General features: G+C 60.2%; 13 protein-coding genes. 9 read left to right on the forward strand and 4 right to left on the reverse strand.

The window, feature by feature from the left end; genetic code table 11:
* Positions 1-8 precede the first annotated feature (8 nt).
* From ACZ1JM_RS01240 to ACZ1JM_RS01250, 3 genes are read left to right on the forward strand one after another with little or no spacing between them, the layout of a single operon-like run.
* On the forward strand, positions 9-995 hold the full coding sequence (locus ACZ1JM_RS01240; RefSeq protein WP_465132285.1) for an alpha-ketoacid dehydrogenase subunit beta: 987 nt from the start codon (positions 9-11) through the stop codon (positions 993-995).
* A gap of 10 nt (positions 996-1,005) precedes the next feature.
* A complete protein-coding gene (locus ACZ1JM_RS01245) occupies positions 1,006-1,248 on the forward strand; it encodes a biotin/lipoyl-containing protein (protein ID WP_465132286.1) in 243 nt (80 codons plus the stop codon).
* Between the two features lie 49 nt (positions 1,249-1,297).
* Positions 1,298-3,637: a membrane-bound PQQ-dependent dehydrogenase, glucose/quinate/shikimate family gene (locus ACZ1JM_RS01250; RefSeq protein ID WP_465132287.1), complete on the forward strand. Its 2,340-nt coding sequence runs from the start codon at positions 1,298-1,300 to the stop codon at positions 3,635-3,637.
* A 6-nt stretch (positions 3,638-3,643) separates the two neighbouring features.
* Here the strand turns inward: ACZ1JM_RS01250 and ACZ1JM_RS01255 are convergent, their stop codons facing one another.
* The gene (locus tag ACZ1JM_RS01255) at positions 3,644-4,177 is read right to left on the reverse strand and encodes a VOC family protein (protein WP_465132288.1); all 534 of its coding nucleotides are present in this window, start codon (positions 4,175-4,177) and stop codon (positions 3,644-3,646) included.
* Positions 4,178-4,344: 167 nt separating this feature from the next.
* On the opposite strand from ACZ1JM_RS01255, the gene ACZ1JM_RS01260 reads away from it, so the two are divergent.
* Together ACZ1JM_RS01260 and ACZ1JM_RS01265 are read left to right on the forward strand one after the other, a co-directional pair.
* Complete coding sequence (locus ACZ1JM_RS01260) at positions 4,345-5,712, forward strand: aromatic ring-hydroxylating oxygenase subunit alpha (RefSeq protein WP_465132551.1); 1,368 nt, start codon at positions 4,345-4,347, stop codon at positions 5,710-5,712.
* Complete coding sequence (locus ACZ1JM_RS01265) at positions 5,709-7,061, forward strand: aromatic ring-hydroxylating oxygenase subunit alpha (protein WP_465132289.1); 1,353 nt, start codon at positions 5,709-5,711, stop codon at positions 7,059-7,061. The genes ACZ1JM_RS01260 and ACZ1JM_RS01265 overlap by 4 nt, the downstream gene beginning before the upstream one ends.
* 74 nt (positions 7,062-7,135) lie before the next feature.
* Here ACZ1JM_RS01265 and ACZ1JM_RS01270 read toward each other — a convergent pair whose 3' ends face one another.
* The 3 genes from ACZ1JM_RS01270 to ACZ1JM_RS01280 all read right to left on the reverse strand — a co-directional run bounded on the left by ACZ1JM_RS01270 (position 7,136) and on the right by ACZ1JM_RS01280 (position 9,668).
* Positions 7,136-7,894, reverse strand: coding sequence for an SDR family oxidoreductase (locus ACZ1JM_RS01270; RefSeq protein ID WP_465132290.1), 759 nt, complete (start codon positions 7,892-7,894; stop codon positions 7,136-7,138).
* A 56-nt stretch (positions 7,895-7,950) separates the two neighbouring features.
* Positions 7,951-8,871: an SDR family oxidoreductase gene (locus ACZ1JM_RS01275; protein ID WP_465132291.1), complete on the reverse strand. Its 921-nt coding sequence runs from the start codon at positions 8,869-8,871 to the stop codon at positions 7,951-7,953.
* A gap of 107 nt (positions 8,872-8,978) precedes the next feature.
* Positions 8,979-9,668: a TetR/AcrR family transcriptional regulator gene (locus ACZ1JM_RS01280; protein WP_465132292.1), complete on the reverse strand. Its 690-nt coding sequence runs from the start codon at positions 9,666-9,668 to the stop codon at positions 8,979-8,981.
* Positions 9,669-9,939: 271 nt separating this feature from the next.
* On the opposite strand from ACZ1JM_RS01280, the gene ACZ1JM_RS01285 reads away from it, so the two are divergent.
* From ACZ1JM_RS01285 to ACZ1JM_RS01300, 4 genes are all read left to right on the forward strand, one after another.
* Positions 9,940-11,574 carry a class I adenylate-forming enzyme family protein gene (locus ACZ1JM_RS01285; protein WP_465132293.1) on the forward strand — a complete coding sequence of 545 codons (1,635 nt, stop codon included), beginning with the start codon at positions 9,940-9,942 and terminating at the stop codon, positions 11,572-11,574.
* 179 nt (positions 11,575-11,753) lie between these two features.
* Positions 11,754-12,515, forward strand: coding sequence for an SDR family NAD(P)-dependent oxidoreductase (locus tag ACZ1JM_RS01290; protein ID WP_465132294.1), 762 nt, complete (start codon positions 11,754-11,756; stop codon positions 12,513-12,515).
* Positions 12,515-13,879 (forward strand): aromatic ring-hydroxylating oxygenase subunit alpha, encoded by a 1,365-nt coding sequence (locus tag ACZ1JM_RS01295; RefSeq protein ID WP_465132295.1) that lies wholly within the window; start codon positions 12,515-12,517, stop codon positions 13,877-13,879. The genes ACZ1JM_RS01290 and ACZ1JM_RS01295 overlap by 1 nt, the downstream gene beginning before the upstream one ends.
* A 22-nt stretch (positions 13,880-13,901) precedes the next feature.
* A complete protein-coding gene (locus ACZ1JM_RS01300) occupies positions 13,902-14,876 on the forward strand; it encodes a thiamine pyrophosphate-dependent dehydrogenase E1 component subunit alpha (protein WP_465132296.1) in 975 nt (324 codons plus the stop codon).
* Positions 14,877-14,882 lie beyond the last annotated feature (6 nt).

Below are 14,882 nucleotides of genomic sequence, written 5' to 3' on the forward strand. Positions count from 1 at the left end.
ACCGAAACATGGCCAGAATTACATTCCTGGAAGCGATCCAGCAGGCGCAGCAAGAAGAGCTTGAGCGTGACCCGCGCGTCTTCATGATGGGCGAGGATATTCGCTGCAACGTATTCGGCACGACCACCGGCTTTGTCGAACGCTTCGGCGAAGAGCGCATCCGCGACACGCCAATTTCCGAGAACGGCTTCATCGGCGCGGCAGGCGGCGCGGCTATGGTGGGGATGCGTCCGATCGTCGATGCAACGCTCTCTTCATTCCTTTACCCGGCGATGGACCAGATCTGCTCGATCATTGCCAAGTCGCGCTATATCTATGGCGGACAAGCTCGGCTGCCTTTGGTGATCCGATCCTGCATGTTCTATGGCAACTCGAATGCTGCGCAGCATTCTGATCGTCCCTACTCCATGTTCATGAACATGCCGGGGCTGAAGATCATCGCACCTTCGGACGCTGCCGACATGAAAGGGCTGCTGAAGGCTGCTATCCGCGATGATGATCCTGTTCTCAGCTTCGAAGACGGGACCTGCTGGATGAACAAAGCGGAGGTGCCCGACGATCCTGACTTCATGATCCCCATCGGCAAGGGCGACATCAAGCGCGAAGGGACCGACATCACCGTCATCGCCATTGCTGGCGGTGTGAACGTCGCGCTGAAGGCAGCGAAACAGCTACAAGGGGAGGGCATCTCGCTGGAAGTCATCGATCCGCGTACACTGGTTCCTCTGGACCGTGACCTCATCCTGCGCTCGGTCCGCAAGACCGGCCGGGCGATCTGCGTCGATCCTGCGCACAAGACCTGCAGCGCTGCGAGCGAAATCGCCGCGACGATCGCCGAAGATGCTTTCGAGGCACTGCGCGCGCCGGTGCTGAGGGTGACCACGCCGGATACGCACCTTCCTTTCAGTCCGCATATCGAAAAGCCGCTTTATCCCACGGTCGAGCGGATCGTTGCCGCTGCCCGCCGACTTGTCGGCGTGGCCCAGCCTGCCTGAGGAGATACGCATGGCCGAATTCACGATGGTGCTGCCACAGTATGGCATGGGCATGCAGGATGGCGAAATCGTTCGCTGGCTGAAGGAACCGGGAGACCGGGTCGAGGAAGGCGAGAATCTGGTCGAGGTGGAGGCCGCCAAGACCACGGTGGAAGTGCCGTCTCCGGTTTCGGGCACCTTGCTGCGAATAGTTGCACAGGCAGGGGACACAGTAGATGTGCGGGAAGCCATCGCGGTAATCGAAACCGGCTGATCTCACCAAAGCCGAATAACAAAAGTCGTGCTGGTAGAGGATGTTGGGAATGAAGGTAGGGAACACGAGCCGTTGGCTGTGCTGGTTGGCGGCGTTGGTTCTGCTTGCCATCGGTCTGGTGCTGGCGGTCGGTGGGATCAAGCTGATCAGCCTTGGCGGTTCGGTTTACTACCTTCTTACCGGATTGGCCTGCATCGGATCAGGCGTCCTGCTGTGGCGCGCGGATCGGCGAGGGCTGTGGCTCTATGCTGCGATGCTGTTCGCAACGGTCCTGTGGTCGTTTTGGGAAGTGGGCGCTCAGTTCTGGCAACTTCTCCCAAGACTGGCGGGGCCGACCGTTATTGGCGCACTGCTCTGGCTTCCACCGATCCGGCGACGGCTGGCCCGGATTTCGGATAGCGCTTCCGCTTGGGGATTGGGCGGCGCGGTGGTCCTCGCCGCCATCGCCCTGCTGGCGACATTCGTGATGGTCCCCACGTTCGACATCGCACCGGGCAAGGCGCCTAATATCGCCGCTACCAATCCCGCCAGTGCCGAATGGACCGATTATGGCGCCAATATTTCCGGTACCCGGCATTCACCGGCAGCCCAGATCACACCTGCCAACGCCGCAGATCTGAAGCAGGCATGGTCGTTCGAAACCGGCGATACGAAAGCCAAGCGACCGGAGATCAAGTCGATCTCCTTCATGGCGACGCCGCTGATGGTGGATGACCGCGTCTATTTCTGCTCCCCCATTGGCAAAGTCTTCGCGCTCGATGCAGACAGCGGCAAACAGGTGTGGCTGCGCGATCCGCGAACGAAGATCGGCAATGCGCAGATGCTGAATTGCCGCGGCGTATCCTACCACGCCGATCCCGCCGCGACCGGTCTGTGTGCCAAGCGGATCATCAGCATGACCGTCGATGGGCGTATGCTCGCCAGCGATGCCGCCACCGGAGCGCCCTGTGCAGATTTCGGGCGCGACGGCACTGTCAATCTGGACGAGGGGCTTGGGGCAATCGATCCCTTGCGGTCGTACACCACGTCGCCACCGGTGATCGTCGGCAATGTCGCCGTGCTGGGCTCCTATGTGCGTGACAACTTCACGAAGCAGGACCCGTCTGGCGTGGTGCGCGCCTATGACGTCAAGAGCGGACGGCTGCTATGGGCGTGGGATAGCGGACGGCCGGACGATGCACCAATGCCGGGGTCGGGCGAAAGCTGGACCCGCGGTTCGGTCAATGCGTGGAGCGTGTTCAGCGCCGACCCGGCGCTGGGACTGGTGTATTTGCCCACTGGAAACGCGACTCCCGACCATGTCGGCACCCATCGCTCACCGATGCTGGAACGGTACGCCAGTTCCATTGTCGCTCTGGACGTCAAGACAGGCCGGGTGCGGTGGGCATACCAGACTGTGCATCATGACATCTGGGACTATGACATGCCCGCGCAGCCGGTGCTGTTCGATTATACGGTTGGCGGGCAGAAAGTCGCCGCTCTGGCCGCGCCGACCAAGCGCGGTCACATCTTCATCCTTGATCGTGCAACCGGCCGCCCTTTGGTCGGCGTGGAGGAGCGTCCGGTACCCAAGGGCAGCTTGCCGGGTGAACGATATTCTCCCACGCAACCTTTCGTGACGGACTTCGCCTCCTTCATTCCGCCACCGCTGACCGAGCAAGGGATGTGGGGCGCCACGCCCATAGACCAGATGTGGTGCCGCATCCGCTTTCGGTCGATGGACTATAAGGGGTTGTTCACCCCTCCATCGGAGCGCGGGATGATCCAGTTTCCGGGTACCTTCGGCATCCTCAACTGGGGCAGCGTCAGCATCGATCCGCAACGCCAGTTGATGATCGTCAACTCTGCCGCCATCCCGCAGGAGGTGCGCCTGTTCCGCCATGGTGCCGACGTGAACCGACCGGCAATGGCTAACGATTCCCATGCACCCGGTTACCTGCCGCAATATGGCACCAACTATGGCGTCAGCTTGCTGCCGATGCTTTCACCGCTGGGCATTCCGTGTGAGGCCCCGCCATGGGGCAAGCTGGCGGCGGTCGATCTGCGGACCGGCAAGATCGCCTGGAGTCGCACCTTCGGCACCACGGCAGATAGCGCTCCGCTGGGCGTGCCAGTGCCGGGGGCCTTCAACCTCGGCGGCTCTGCGAACACGGCAGGGGGAGTGACGTTTATCGGCGCAGCCCTCGACAATTATTTACGAGCGTTTGACACCGCTACAGGCAAGGAGCTGTGGAAGGGCCGTCTGCCGGCGGGTGGTCAAGCGACGCCTATAACCTACGTTTCACGCAAAACCGGACGGCAGTATGTTGTCATTGCTGCCGGGGGCCATGCCTATATGGGCACCACCCCCGGAGACTCCGTCGTCGCATTTGCCTTGGGTAAACGCTGATAAGCCTCAGATAGAGCGGCGCGGGTCACTTCCGTCCCAGTCGGACGTGACCGCTTTGATCCGGTCGAACAATTCGTTCATTTCGGGCAGTGGAGCGATGATTTCGACCAGCGGGCTAAGGCCGTCTCGCGAGGTATCCAGATAGGCGAACTGCGAAAGCGAAAGCCGTCCTTCGAGGACCACCGGCACGCCCTCGGCCCGTGCGCGGGCCATCGCCGCGTCGTAATCATCGATCCAGGTGCCGAAGTGGTGAATGCCACTGCGACCGGACTCCAGAAAGTCGCGGTAGGTCGATGGCGCTGTACCGGGCTGGATCAACTCAATCATCATATCGCCACTGTAGCTGATTGAAACGCCGCCGAAGATCGGTTCGTCAAGCGGCACCGGTTGTTCGTTGACCGCCAAAGCCTCGAACCCCAATGGTACGGGGAAATCGAAAAACGGCCCCACACCCATGTTTTTAGTCCAGTGGTCAACCGCTTTGTCGAGGTCGGGAACGACATAGGCGATCTGAAAGACCTTGCCATAAAACCGGCTCATATCAATTACTCTCCCGTTATTACGCGTCCCCGCGTCTTATCGGCACGGGCGGTCGCGATCCTGCTTGAAAAACATTCATGACTGTTTTCTACTGGATGTCTACCCCACGAGTGAGTCGGACTTGAACCGGCCGCGGGGTAGATCCCAGAGGAGAGGGATGAACCATGATGAAGCTCGATTTCGACGATTGGAATATCCACGTCGGCACGCCCCACCCGTTCAATGCGCGCGTGTCTCCCGCGATCGACAACGGCACGTCACGGCCTGACCCGGGTCGGTATCACGATCGTGCTTTCATGGCGGAAGAATGGGAAAAGGTGTTTGCAAAGAGCTGGCTTCTTGCAGGCCATATCTCGGATATTCCAGAACCTGGCGATTATTTCACCTTCGAAGTCGGGCCCGAGAGCTTCATCGTCGTGCGCGGTGACGATGGAGAGGTTCACGCCCACTACAACGTCTGCCCCCATCGCGGCAGTCGGCTCGTAACTTCAGATTTTGGATCGCTGGATCAGTTTACCTGCCCCTTCCATTCCTGGAAGTTCGACCTTGAAGGTAACAATATCGCGGTGACAGACCCGGACACGTTCCGTCCGGAAGTGCTGTGCCACGATCGCAATCTGACGTCGGTTCGGTGCGAAGTGGCGGTGGGCCTGGTGTTCATCTGCATGGACCCCGACATCGAGCCTCTGAAGCAATGGCTGGCGCCGATCCTTCCTCACCTTGAGCTTTACGACATCGACCAGATGTATGTCGTCCAGCACCGCCGGTCGGACTGGGGCGCGAACTGGAAAGGCGGGGTGGATGCCTTCGCCGAAATCTATCACCTGCACGCGGTCCACCCGCAAACGCAGTGCCTGATGGACGACCGCACGCAGATCGATCTTTGGCCCGGCGGGCTTTCGCGCCAGTTCGTTCCATTTGCACAGCCCGCTGCTCGGTATGGCGACCAGGAAACGGTCAATCCCGGCATCCAGTCCATGCTGCGCGACGCTGGTATCGACCCTGAAACCTATCAGGGCACGGCGGCCGAAACCCGGCGTGCGGTGCAGCAGGCGAAGCGCCGCCGCTCAGAAGAACTGGGGCTGGGGTATGAGCGCTTCAGCGATAGCCAGTTGAGCGATTCCGTCGTCTACGGCGTGTTCCCCAATGCGCAGATCGGCTGCCATCCCGAAGCGATCTTCCTCCATCGCTTTATCCCGCATGCCAGCGATCCCAACCAGTTCACGTACGACACCTGCATCCTTTATCGCCATGTCGATGCGCCCGGCTACGGCGCCCCGGCCTGGATGGGGCTGAGCGCCGAAACCGACCTTAGCGGCAGAACGCGGCCCGAAGTCGTGCACACCGGTCTGGGGGAACCACCCGGCCTAGGCGAAGTCCTCGATCAGGATTCAGATCTGCTACCGATCGTGCAGGCAGGCGCTCGGTCGCGCGGATTTCGTGGTCCGCTCTGGAGCGAGCAGGAAGGCCGCCTGCGCCATTTCCATGCCGAGCTTGACCGCCGCATGGGCCACAATTCGGAGAACCGAGCGTGAATTACGATCCTCGCAGTTGGGCCGTTCACAAGGGGTCGGAGCATCCGTTCGACCAGCCCGCCCCTGCCATAGACAATGGTTCCGTACGTCCCGATCCAAGCCGTTATACGTCGCCGGAATTCTTCCAGCGGGAATGGGAACAGGTCTTTGCCCGCAGCTGGCTGCTAGCCGCCCCCGCCAGCGACATTCCCGAAGCGGGAGACTGGGTGAAGTTCGACATCGGCCCGGAAAGCTTCATCATCGTGCGGCAGGAGGACGGGTCAGTCGCTGCCCACTACAACGTATGTCCTCACCGGGGTAGCCGACTGGTCATGGGCGACATGGGAAGTCAGGACAGCTTCACTTGCCCGTTCCACTCATGGCGGTTCGGCCTGGATGGTCACAACGAAAAAGTGACAGACCCAGAGACGTTCCGCCCTGAAGTGCTATGCCAAGGCACCGATCTCACGTCGGTCCGTGCTGAGGAGGCGGCGGGACTTGTCTTCATCAACATGGCGGAAGACGCGCAGCCCTTGAAGGAGTTTCTGGGGCCGATCCTCCCCATGCTGGAAACGTACGGCATGGACAAGATGCACGTCGTGCAGCATCGCCGGTCGGACTGGGCGGCCAACTGGAAGGGCGGGATCGACGCTTTTTACGAAAGCTACCACCTTCACGCCATCCATCCGCAAACGATGGGCGTGATCGATGATCGTACCCACATCGACTTGTACCCCGGCGGCCTATCGCGCCAATTCGTGCCGATGGCTCAGCCGAACTCCCACTTCCCGGATCAGGATGCGATCAATCCTGGAATCGCGGCTTTGCTGGCAGACGCCGGTATCGACCCGGACAGCTTTACCGGCACCGCCATGGAAAGCCGTGCCGCCGTGGCGCATGCCAAGCGGGAGAGGGCGGCTCGAATGGGCGTGGATTATTCGCACTTCTCCGACGCGCAACTGACCGACGCAACGATCTTCGGCATCTTCCCCAACATGCAGATCGGTTGCCACCCGGAAGCCGTGTTCCTGCACCGGTTCAAGCCGCATGCCAGCGATCCCGAGCAATTCACGTATGACACCACCATCCTCTATCGCCATGTCGATGCGCCCGGTTACGGCGCGCCGGGATGGATGGGACTGGGTCCGGAAGTGGACATGACCGGCGCGACCCGGCCAGAGGTCGTCCACACCGGCCTTGGCGAGCCGCCGGGAATGGGTGAAGTGCTGGATCAGGATTCCGATCTCCTCCCGATCGTTCAAGCGGGTGCCCGTTCGCGTGGCTTCCGTGGCCCGCTATGGGGCGAGCAGGAGGCCCGACTAAGGCATTTCCACGTCGAGCTCGATCGCTGGCTGGACGCCGATACCTGAAAGCAGAATAGCGCCAACAAAAAATGCCCTGCTCCGAGTGACGGAGCAGGGCATTTTTAATGGTGTTCGAAGGGTCAGAACGGTCTGATGGTAACGCAGTTATCGATGACCAGTTCGGCGCCATTGACGAACCGGGATTCGTCAGAGGCTAGGAAAAGCACCAGCGCGGCAACGTCCTTAGGATGGCCCGGCGTGCCGGGGGCCAGAACACCGTCGGGTATGTCCTTGGTCTGGCCGAGCCTACCTTCCGCCGTCTGCACCATTGGCGTCTCGATGGACCCGGGATGAACCGAGTTGCAGCGAATCTTGTATCCCTTTTCCTGACACATCACCGCCACGGATTTCGTCATCGATCGAACCGCGCCCTTGGCAGCGGAGTAGGCAAAGAAAATCGGATAGCCCAGCAAGGCGCCCGTGGAACTCATGTTGATGATAGAGCCGCCAGCGCGCTTGTTCATCAGCGGGATGGCGTGTTTGCAGCCCAGGAACACGCCATCGGTCATGATCGCGCTGACCCAGCGGAATTGCTCCAGCGTCGTTTCCTCGACGTCGGCGCTGAGGACGACGCCCGCATTGTTGACCAGAACGTCGAGCCGACCGAACCGGGCGTCGATCTCCTGCATGACGGCGATCCATTGCGCTTCGTCGGACACGTCAAGCGCCATGGCGACGGCGCCGTTGCCGATGCGATCGGCCACGGCGAGGGCGGTCTCGAGCTTGACATCGGTGACGACGACGGTCGCGCCTTCGCGGGCCAGCGCCTCGCTATCAGCCGCACCAAGACCCGAACCGCCGCCGGTTACCAATGCGACTTTGCCTTCAACCCGGCCCATGCATCTCTCCTATGTATTGTATATTGACTCGCCGCTTTGTGGGGCGACTTGGGAATTCAGGCTGCCCCGTCTTCCGTGAAATATTCAGGCATGCCCGCAGGCCAGATCACGCCCCACTGGGCCTGCCCGCCATCCATGATGATCAGGTCGCCATTGATGAAGCGTGCCGCAGGCGAAGCCAGATAGGCGATCGCTTCCGCAACATCCCAGGCGTTGCCGCGCATGCGCATCGGATTGGCCTTGTGGAACCGCGCAAGCGCTTCCTCAGGGTACATGCGAAAGCCTTCGGTTTCGATCACTCCGGGTCCGATGCAATTGACCCGGACATTCCACTGCGCCCACTCGGTCGCCAGCGTCTTGGACAAATAGATCACGCCCGCCCGCGCAGCGCATGTGTGGGCCGCCTGCGGCATACCGCGTTCCACATTGGCGACGATATTGACGATATTGCCGGGCTTTCCGTCCGCCCTCCAGCGTTTGGCGGCCTCCTGCATCATCCACCAGGTGCCGTTCAGGTTGGTGTCGATGACCGCCAACCAACCCTTGCGGCTGAAATCAATCGCGTCTTGTGGGAATTGGCCCCCGGCGTTGTTGACCAGCGTATCCAAACCACCGAAGTGATCATGGACGGTGCCGATCAGCACTTCGACCGCGTCTGGGTCGCGGATATTGGTCGGCACGGCCAAAACGTCGGTGCCGATTTCATCCCGTACCAGATCTACCGTGGTCTGAAGCTTTTCGGCATCCCGGCCGCAGATGGCAACTTGCGCACCGAGCTTTGCTGCGAGGAACGCCGCCGCCTTGCCCATGCCACTACCCGCGCCAGTGATGAGAACGGTCTGCCCCGCCAGCATGTCATCACGGTAAATGGTGTTCTGCCGTCGCAGCGCTTCCTCGTCCAATCCCCGTGCGGGGCGATCGGGGCCATCATCTTCTGGGCGGAACACCTTGGCGGTGAAAGTCTTGGGAGCGTCCAAATCTCTGTCCTTGCGATTCGAGGCAGAGAGCGGTCGACACCGCTATTTATCCTCTGCCCGACCGGCACGGTAACGCGGCTCAATCAAAAAGACAAACAAGATTGTTTTTACGATGCGGCGCGCGCCTTTTGGGACGGCATGAGCGCGCGGATCTGGTTTTCCAGATGGGCAAGCATGCGCGGCACTTTCGCCTTGTCCATCGCGCCCGTCTGTACTGAGATCGCCATGCCTTCCAGAATCGTCTGCGACAGGTTCATCGCCATGTCGAATTCGGCTTCGGCGCCGCGCCATTCAGGAAACAGGGCTTCGGCCTGGGCATTGAAGCGATCGCGAAATTCCTCTTGGAGAGGAAAGAGGATCGTGCCGAGTTCCTTATCCGTCCGGGCCGCGACCGCAAGTTCGTGAAACGCAATGAATGCAGGCTTCTGGACCTGCGCCCAGTAGGTTTCCACCAGCGTATCGACGTCATGCTCATCAGGCTTTTCGGCAGCACGGCGGAACGCGCGAAGCCTCTTTTCGTGCAGTTCGATGATTGTCGCCTTGATCAGTGCTGCACCGTTTTCAAAGTGATGCATCATCGCTCCCCGAGATAGTCCGGCTTCCTCGGCAACGCGCGGAGTCGTCGTCTTTGCATAGCCGTGCTTGATCAGACACCGCACCGTGGCATCGATCAGTCGCCCTCGCGTCTGAGCCGCCTTTGTGGCCTGCAGTGTGCTTCCCGTTCCTTTCGCACCGGACGTTGCCTTTGCCTGGGCAGGCTTAACCGTACGAACGGTGCGAGTGCGCGAAAGGGCCATGTGATTCGCCTGAAGATACTGTCACGGGTTTATGTAGATCAGGTCCGCTTACGCTCAGGTGTGCCATGAACGCAAGCGTAGGTGGGCCGCTCAGTATCCCGACGCGCACACATATCAGCCGGGTGAATGAGAAGGACCGTGACGCAAAACAAAACAGACATGACTGATTGTGTTTTTCGATCGGGTTGGTAAGCTGCCGGTGTAGAAATGGTTACCCGGTCGATCGTCGATCAGCGCGACCGGACAAAGCACAGGACATGGGAGAGCGGGAATGGGCCAACAGCCGATCCTGACTATGGGCGAGATGATACGATCCTCGGCAGCGAGGTTCGCACAGCGCGATGCGATCGTAATGCCGGATCAACGGCTAACATACACGGAACTGAATCGGGCAGCACGGGCCTGGGCCAAGGCGCTGATCGCGATGGGCGTGAAGCCCGGCGACAATGTGGGCATCCTGCTGCCGACGTGCGTGGACTTCATCACCGCGTTTTACGGCATCACCATGACCGGCGCGGTCGCAGTTCCGGTAAACGCACGGTATCAGGCGAGCGAACTGGGTTTCGTCGCGGCCGATGCGGATCTGGTGACAATCATTACTATCGGCAAAGTGGCCGACGGCCTCGATTTTAGCGCTCGTCTGGAATCCGCCCTGCCTTCGCTAAATCAGGCCGGTGACCCTTGGTCTCTGTCGTTGCCGGAGGCTCCGCGGCTTCGCAGCATCGTCTGCCTAGACGACGAATGTGCGCACTATCTGGCTTCGGCCAAGGCAGCGCTGGCCGGGGGCGAAAAGATCGCCGACGCTGACCTTGATGCACGGATCGATGCGGTCGAGCCGCAAAATACCGCCATGATCCTTTACACCTCTGGCACTACAGCGAACCCCAAGGGCGCGATGATCAGCCACCGTGCCCAAGTCGCCAACAGTCGCAACCTTGGCGTGCGATACGAATGCACGAGCGATGACAAAGTATGGTCGCCGCTGCCGATATTCCACATCGCGGGCATCCTGCCGATGACAATGATCCTGGACCTCGGTGGCGTCTATATGACCATCCCGCGGTTCGATGCCGGCGTCGGTCTGGCCATGTTGGGCAAGGAAGGTGCGACGATCGCGTACCCCAGCTTCGTCACGATCATGCAGGATCTGATCACGCACCCGACGTTCAAGCAGACGGACCTGTCGGCCCTTCGCATCATGAATTCCAACTTCGCGGTGCAGCCCGAATGGATCAAGCTCGCCGTGGCGGAAGCGATGCCGCACACAATTCAGGTTGGCACCTACGGCCTGACGGAGGCTGCTGGTACGGTGTCGACCAGTCGGCTTTCGGACAGCTATGAAGTGCGGACGGGACGCTGCGGAACTCCGACTGACGAATGGCAGATCCGTATTGTCGATCCCGAAACCGGCACTGACTGCGGCTCTGGCGAACAAGGAGAGATCGTACTAGGCGGCCCGAACATCCTGCAGGGCTATTACAACGCACCGGAGAAGACGGCAGAGGCCATTCGTGATGGCTGGTTCTACTCAGGCGACATCGGGTCTATCGACGCTGATGGCAATGTCATGTTCCACGGTCGGACCAAAGACATGCTAAAAGTCGGTGGCGAAAACGTCGCGGCTGCCGAGATTGAAGCCATGCTCCAGACGCACCCGGCCGTGAAGCTGGCGCAGGTCGTCAGCCTGCCCGATGACCGCTATTCGGAAGTGCCCGCTGCATTCGTCGAACTGAACGATGGCGAAAGCGCCAGCGAACAGGAGTTGATCGAGCATTGCAAGGGCCGGATCGCCAGTTTCAAGGTGCCGCGTCACATCCGCTTTGTGACCGAATGGCCCATGTCGACCTCCAAGATCCAGAAGTTTCGGCTCCGCTCGGAATTGATCGCGGAACTGCAGACCGCCTGATTTGAAAGGCAGCCGGTATATCACTTCGCATCCCATTCAATCGCCTCCGAAATAAAAAAGGCAGTCGTGCTTGTCTTTTTTATTGCATGGCGGGGGGGAAGGGCTTACATTCCGGCCAAGACATGAAGCGCCGCCATCGCGAATCCGCTGGCGACGCCACGAACTAAGGGAAGAGCGCAATGGATCTGGGACTGTCGGGCAAAAAGGCGATCCTCATCGGCGCGGCGCGGGGTATCGGATATTCCGTGGCCGAAGTCCTGGCGCGCGAAGGCTGCGACATAGCGCTCACCGCCCGTAGTGAAGACAGCGTGAAGGACGCGGTCGCCAACTTGTCGAAGTACGGCACCAATGTCGTCGGCAAGGCCGTGAATGCAAAGCAGCCGGAAGACTACAAAGCCTGGATCACCTGGGCGATCGAAGCGCTCGACGGGGTCGACATTCTTGTCCCGTTCACGTCCGCCGGTGCCGGCATGGGCAGCGAAAAGTATTGGTACAATGCCTTCGAAACCGATGTGATGGCGGTAGTGCGCGCGGTCGAGGGCGTGATTGAAACGATGACGGAGCAGCAGCGCGGCTCGATCGTCCTGCTTGGTACGACATCGGTTTCTGAAGCCATGGGCGGCCCGCAGCCTTACAATGCCATGAAGGCCAGCCTCATCACATGGGCCAAGCAGCTGGCACTGTGGCATGGCAAGAACGGCATCCGCGTGAACGTCGTCTCCCCCGGTCCCATCGAATTCGAAGGCGGCAACTGGGACATGATCAAGGGGACGATGGAAAAGTTCTACAACTCGCAGCTCCGCCAGCAGCCCATGGGGCGGCTCGGTCGGCCCGAGGAAGTTGCGAAGGCCATTGCGTTCCTAGCCAGCGACGCCGCCAGCTGGTGCAACGGCTCGCACCTCGTCGTTGACGGGGGCTTCACCAACAGGACCCAGTTCTAATGAAACCGCATGTCATGGGTTGGGACCGGGAAGCGATGGACGTAAAGCGCGTCGTCGACGTTTTCCGCGTCGATCCCGAGACCGTGGGCAACGGAACCCCGGTAGAGCGCGCACCTGATCCTGAACTCGGCACCGAACTCATTCCAGCGGCGCGTTATTATTCGCCAGAGTTCATGAAGCTGGAATGGGAGCGGGTCTGGACCAAGGTCTGGCTCCTCGGGGGGCGCAGCGACGACTTGAAAGAGCAGGGCGACTACATCTGCACGGACATCGGCAAGGAATCCGTGCTGATCGTTCGACAGGCCGATGGTTCGATCCGGGCCTTCCCCAACGTATGCCTCCATCGTGGCAATCGCCTTCGTCCCGAAGGGCGCGGCAATGCCGAGAGCTTCCAGTGTATGTACCATCACTGGACCTACGGGCTGGATGGCAAGCTGGACCACATCCCGGACCTTTGCACCTTCCACCAAGGCGGTCCTCCGGGCATGAAGCTGACGTCGCTTCCGTGCATCGAGTGGAACAGCTTCGTGTGGTTCTCGCTCAATCCCGATGTCGAACCGTTCGACGATTTCATCGATCCGTTGAAGCGCCATCTGGAGCCCTACCATGCCGAGCGAATGGCGTGGAAACGCGACATCACGGTCGAGTGGGATTGCAACTGGAAAACGTCGGTCGACGCATTCAGCGAGACCTACCACGTTCAGGGCATTCACCCGCAGCTGAAGTGGTATCTCGATGACGTCAACGTCCAGATCGACTGCTATGGCAAGCACAATCGGTACCTGATCCCCTTTGCGGCGGTATCCCCGCGCGTTGCCATGCCCAGCCAGATTCCACCTGCGATCCATGAAATCATGGTCCATGCGGGGATGGACCCGGCTGAATATGAGGGCCGCGTATCCGACATTCGCCGTGACGTGCAGCTGTACAAGCGTGAGCATGGTCCATCGCAAGGCAAGGATTATTCCGAGCTCAACGACGAGCAACTGACCGACGACTATCACTATACGATCTTCCCGAACGTATCTGTGAACGTCCACTCGGATGACATTATGCTGTTCAGGCAGCGTCCGCACGCGACCGATCCGAACAAGATGTATTACGACATCTGGATGTTTGGGCTTGTCCCGGATGGCGAAGAATGGCCTGAACGGGTCCGCCATCAGATATTCAAGCACGGTGACAAGACCATCGGTCAAGTGCTTGATCAAGATGCCTTTAATCTGCCAACCGTGCAGACAGGAATGAAGTCGGACTTCTACCCCGGACTTTGGATCGGGGATCAGGAACTGCGCATCCGTCACTTCCACAAGGTGCTGGACGATTACATCTACGTCGACGGCAAGCAGCCGAACGACCTTTAAAATCATCGAGAGGAAAGCGCGGATGCAATTGAACCGCGACGAGCTGCTGGGCGCCTATCGCCGGATGAAGATCATCCGCGAGTTCGAGGAACGCCTACACGAAGAGATCAAGACCGGCGAAATCGGTGGCTTCACTCACCTTTATGCCGGTCAGGAAGCCGTTGCCGTGGGCATCTGCGATCAGCTGACCGTCGATGACAAGATCGTCTCCACCCATCGCGGCCATGGCCATTGCATCGCCAAGGGTTGCGATGTGAAAGGCATGATGAAGGAAATTTACGGACGCGCCGGTGGCTTGTGCAAGGGTCGGGCGGGCTCGATGCACATCGCCGACCTCGACGTGGGGATGTTGGGCGCGAACGGCATCGTCGGAGGCGGTGCACCGCAGGCCGTTGGGGCGGCGATTGCAGCAAGGATCGACGGCAAGGGCCGGGTCGGCATTGCGTTCTCCGGCGACGGCGCGTGCAACCAGGGCACCACGTTCGAAGCGATGAACCTGGCGGTGGTAACCAAGGTCCCCGCCATTTTCGTGTTCGAGAACAATCACTACTCCGAACATACAGGCGATGCCTACGCCGTGGGTACGAACAAGGATATCGCCAGTCGCGCCGAAGCCTTCGGCATGAAGGCCTGGCGTGCCAATGGTTGTGACTTTTTCGAGACTTATTCGGCATTCGCAGAACTTCTCGAATATGTTCGGGCAGGCAACGGCCCCGCAGCTATCGAGCTCGATACCGAACGATATTACGGGCATTTCGAGGGAGATCCGCAACGCTATCGCGGCAAGGGCGAACTCGATCGCATTCGCGAAGAGCGCGATTGCCTGAAAGCGTTCCGCGCTCGCGTCACTGGCGCCGCATTGCTCACCGATGATGACCTTGACGGCGTGGATGCAGAGGTGATGACCCTCATCGAAGAGGCCGTCATCGAAGCACGGGCCGACGAGCAGCCAGACCCGGCGACCGTAGCCGACGACGTCTACGTCGAATATTACTGAAGGATC

It is taken from the genome of Novosphingobium sp. BL-S-24 (genome assembly GCF_055521575.1).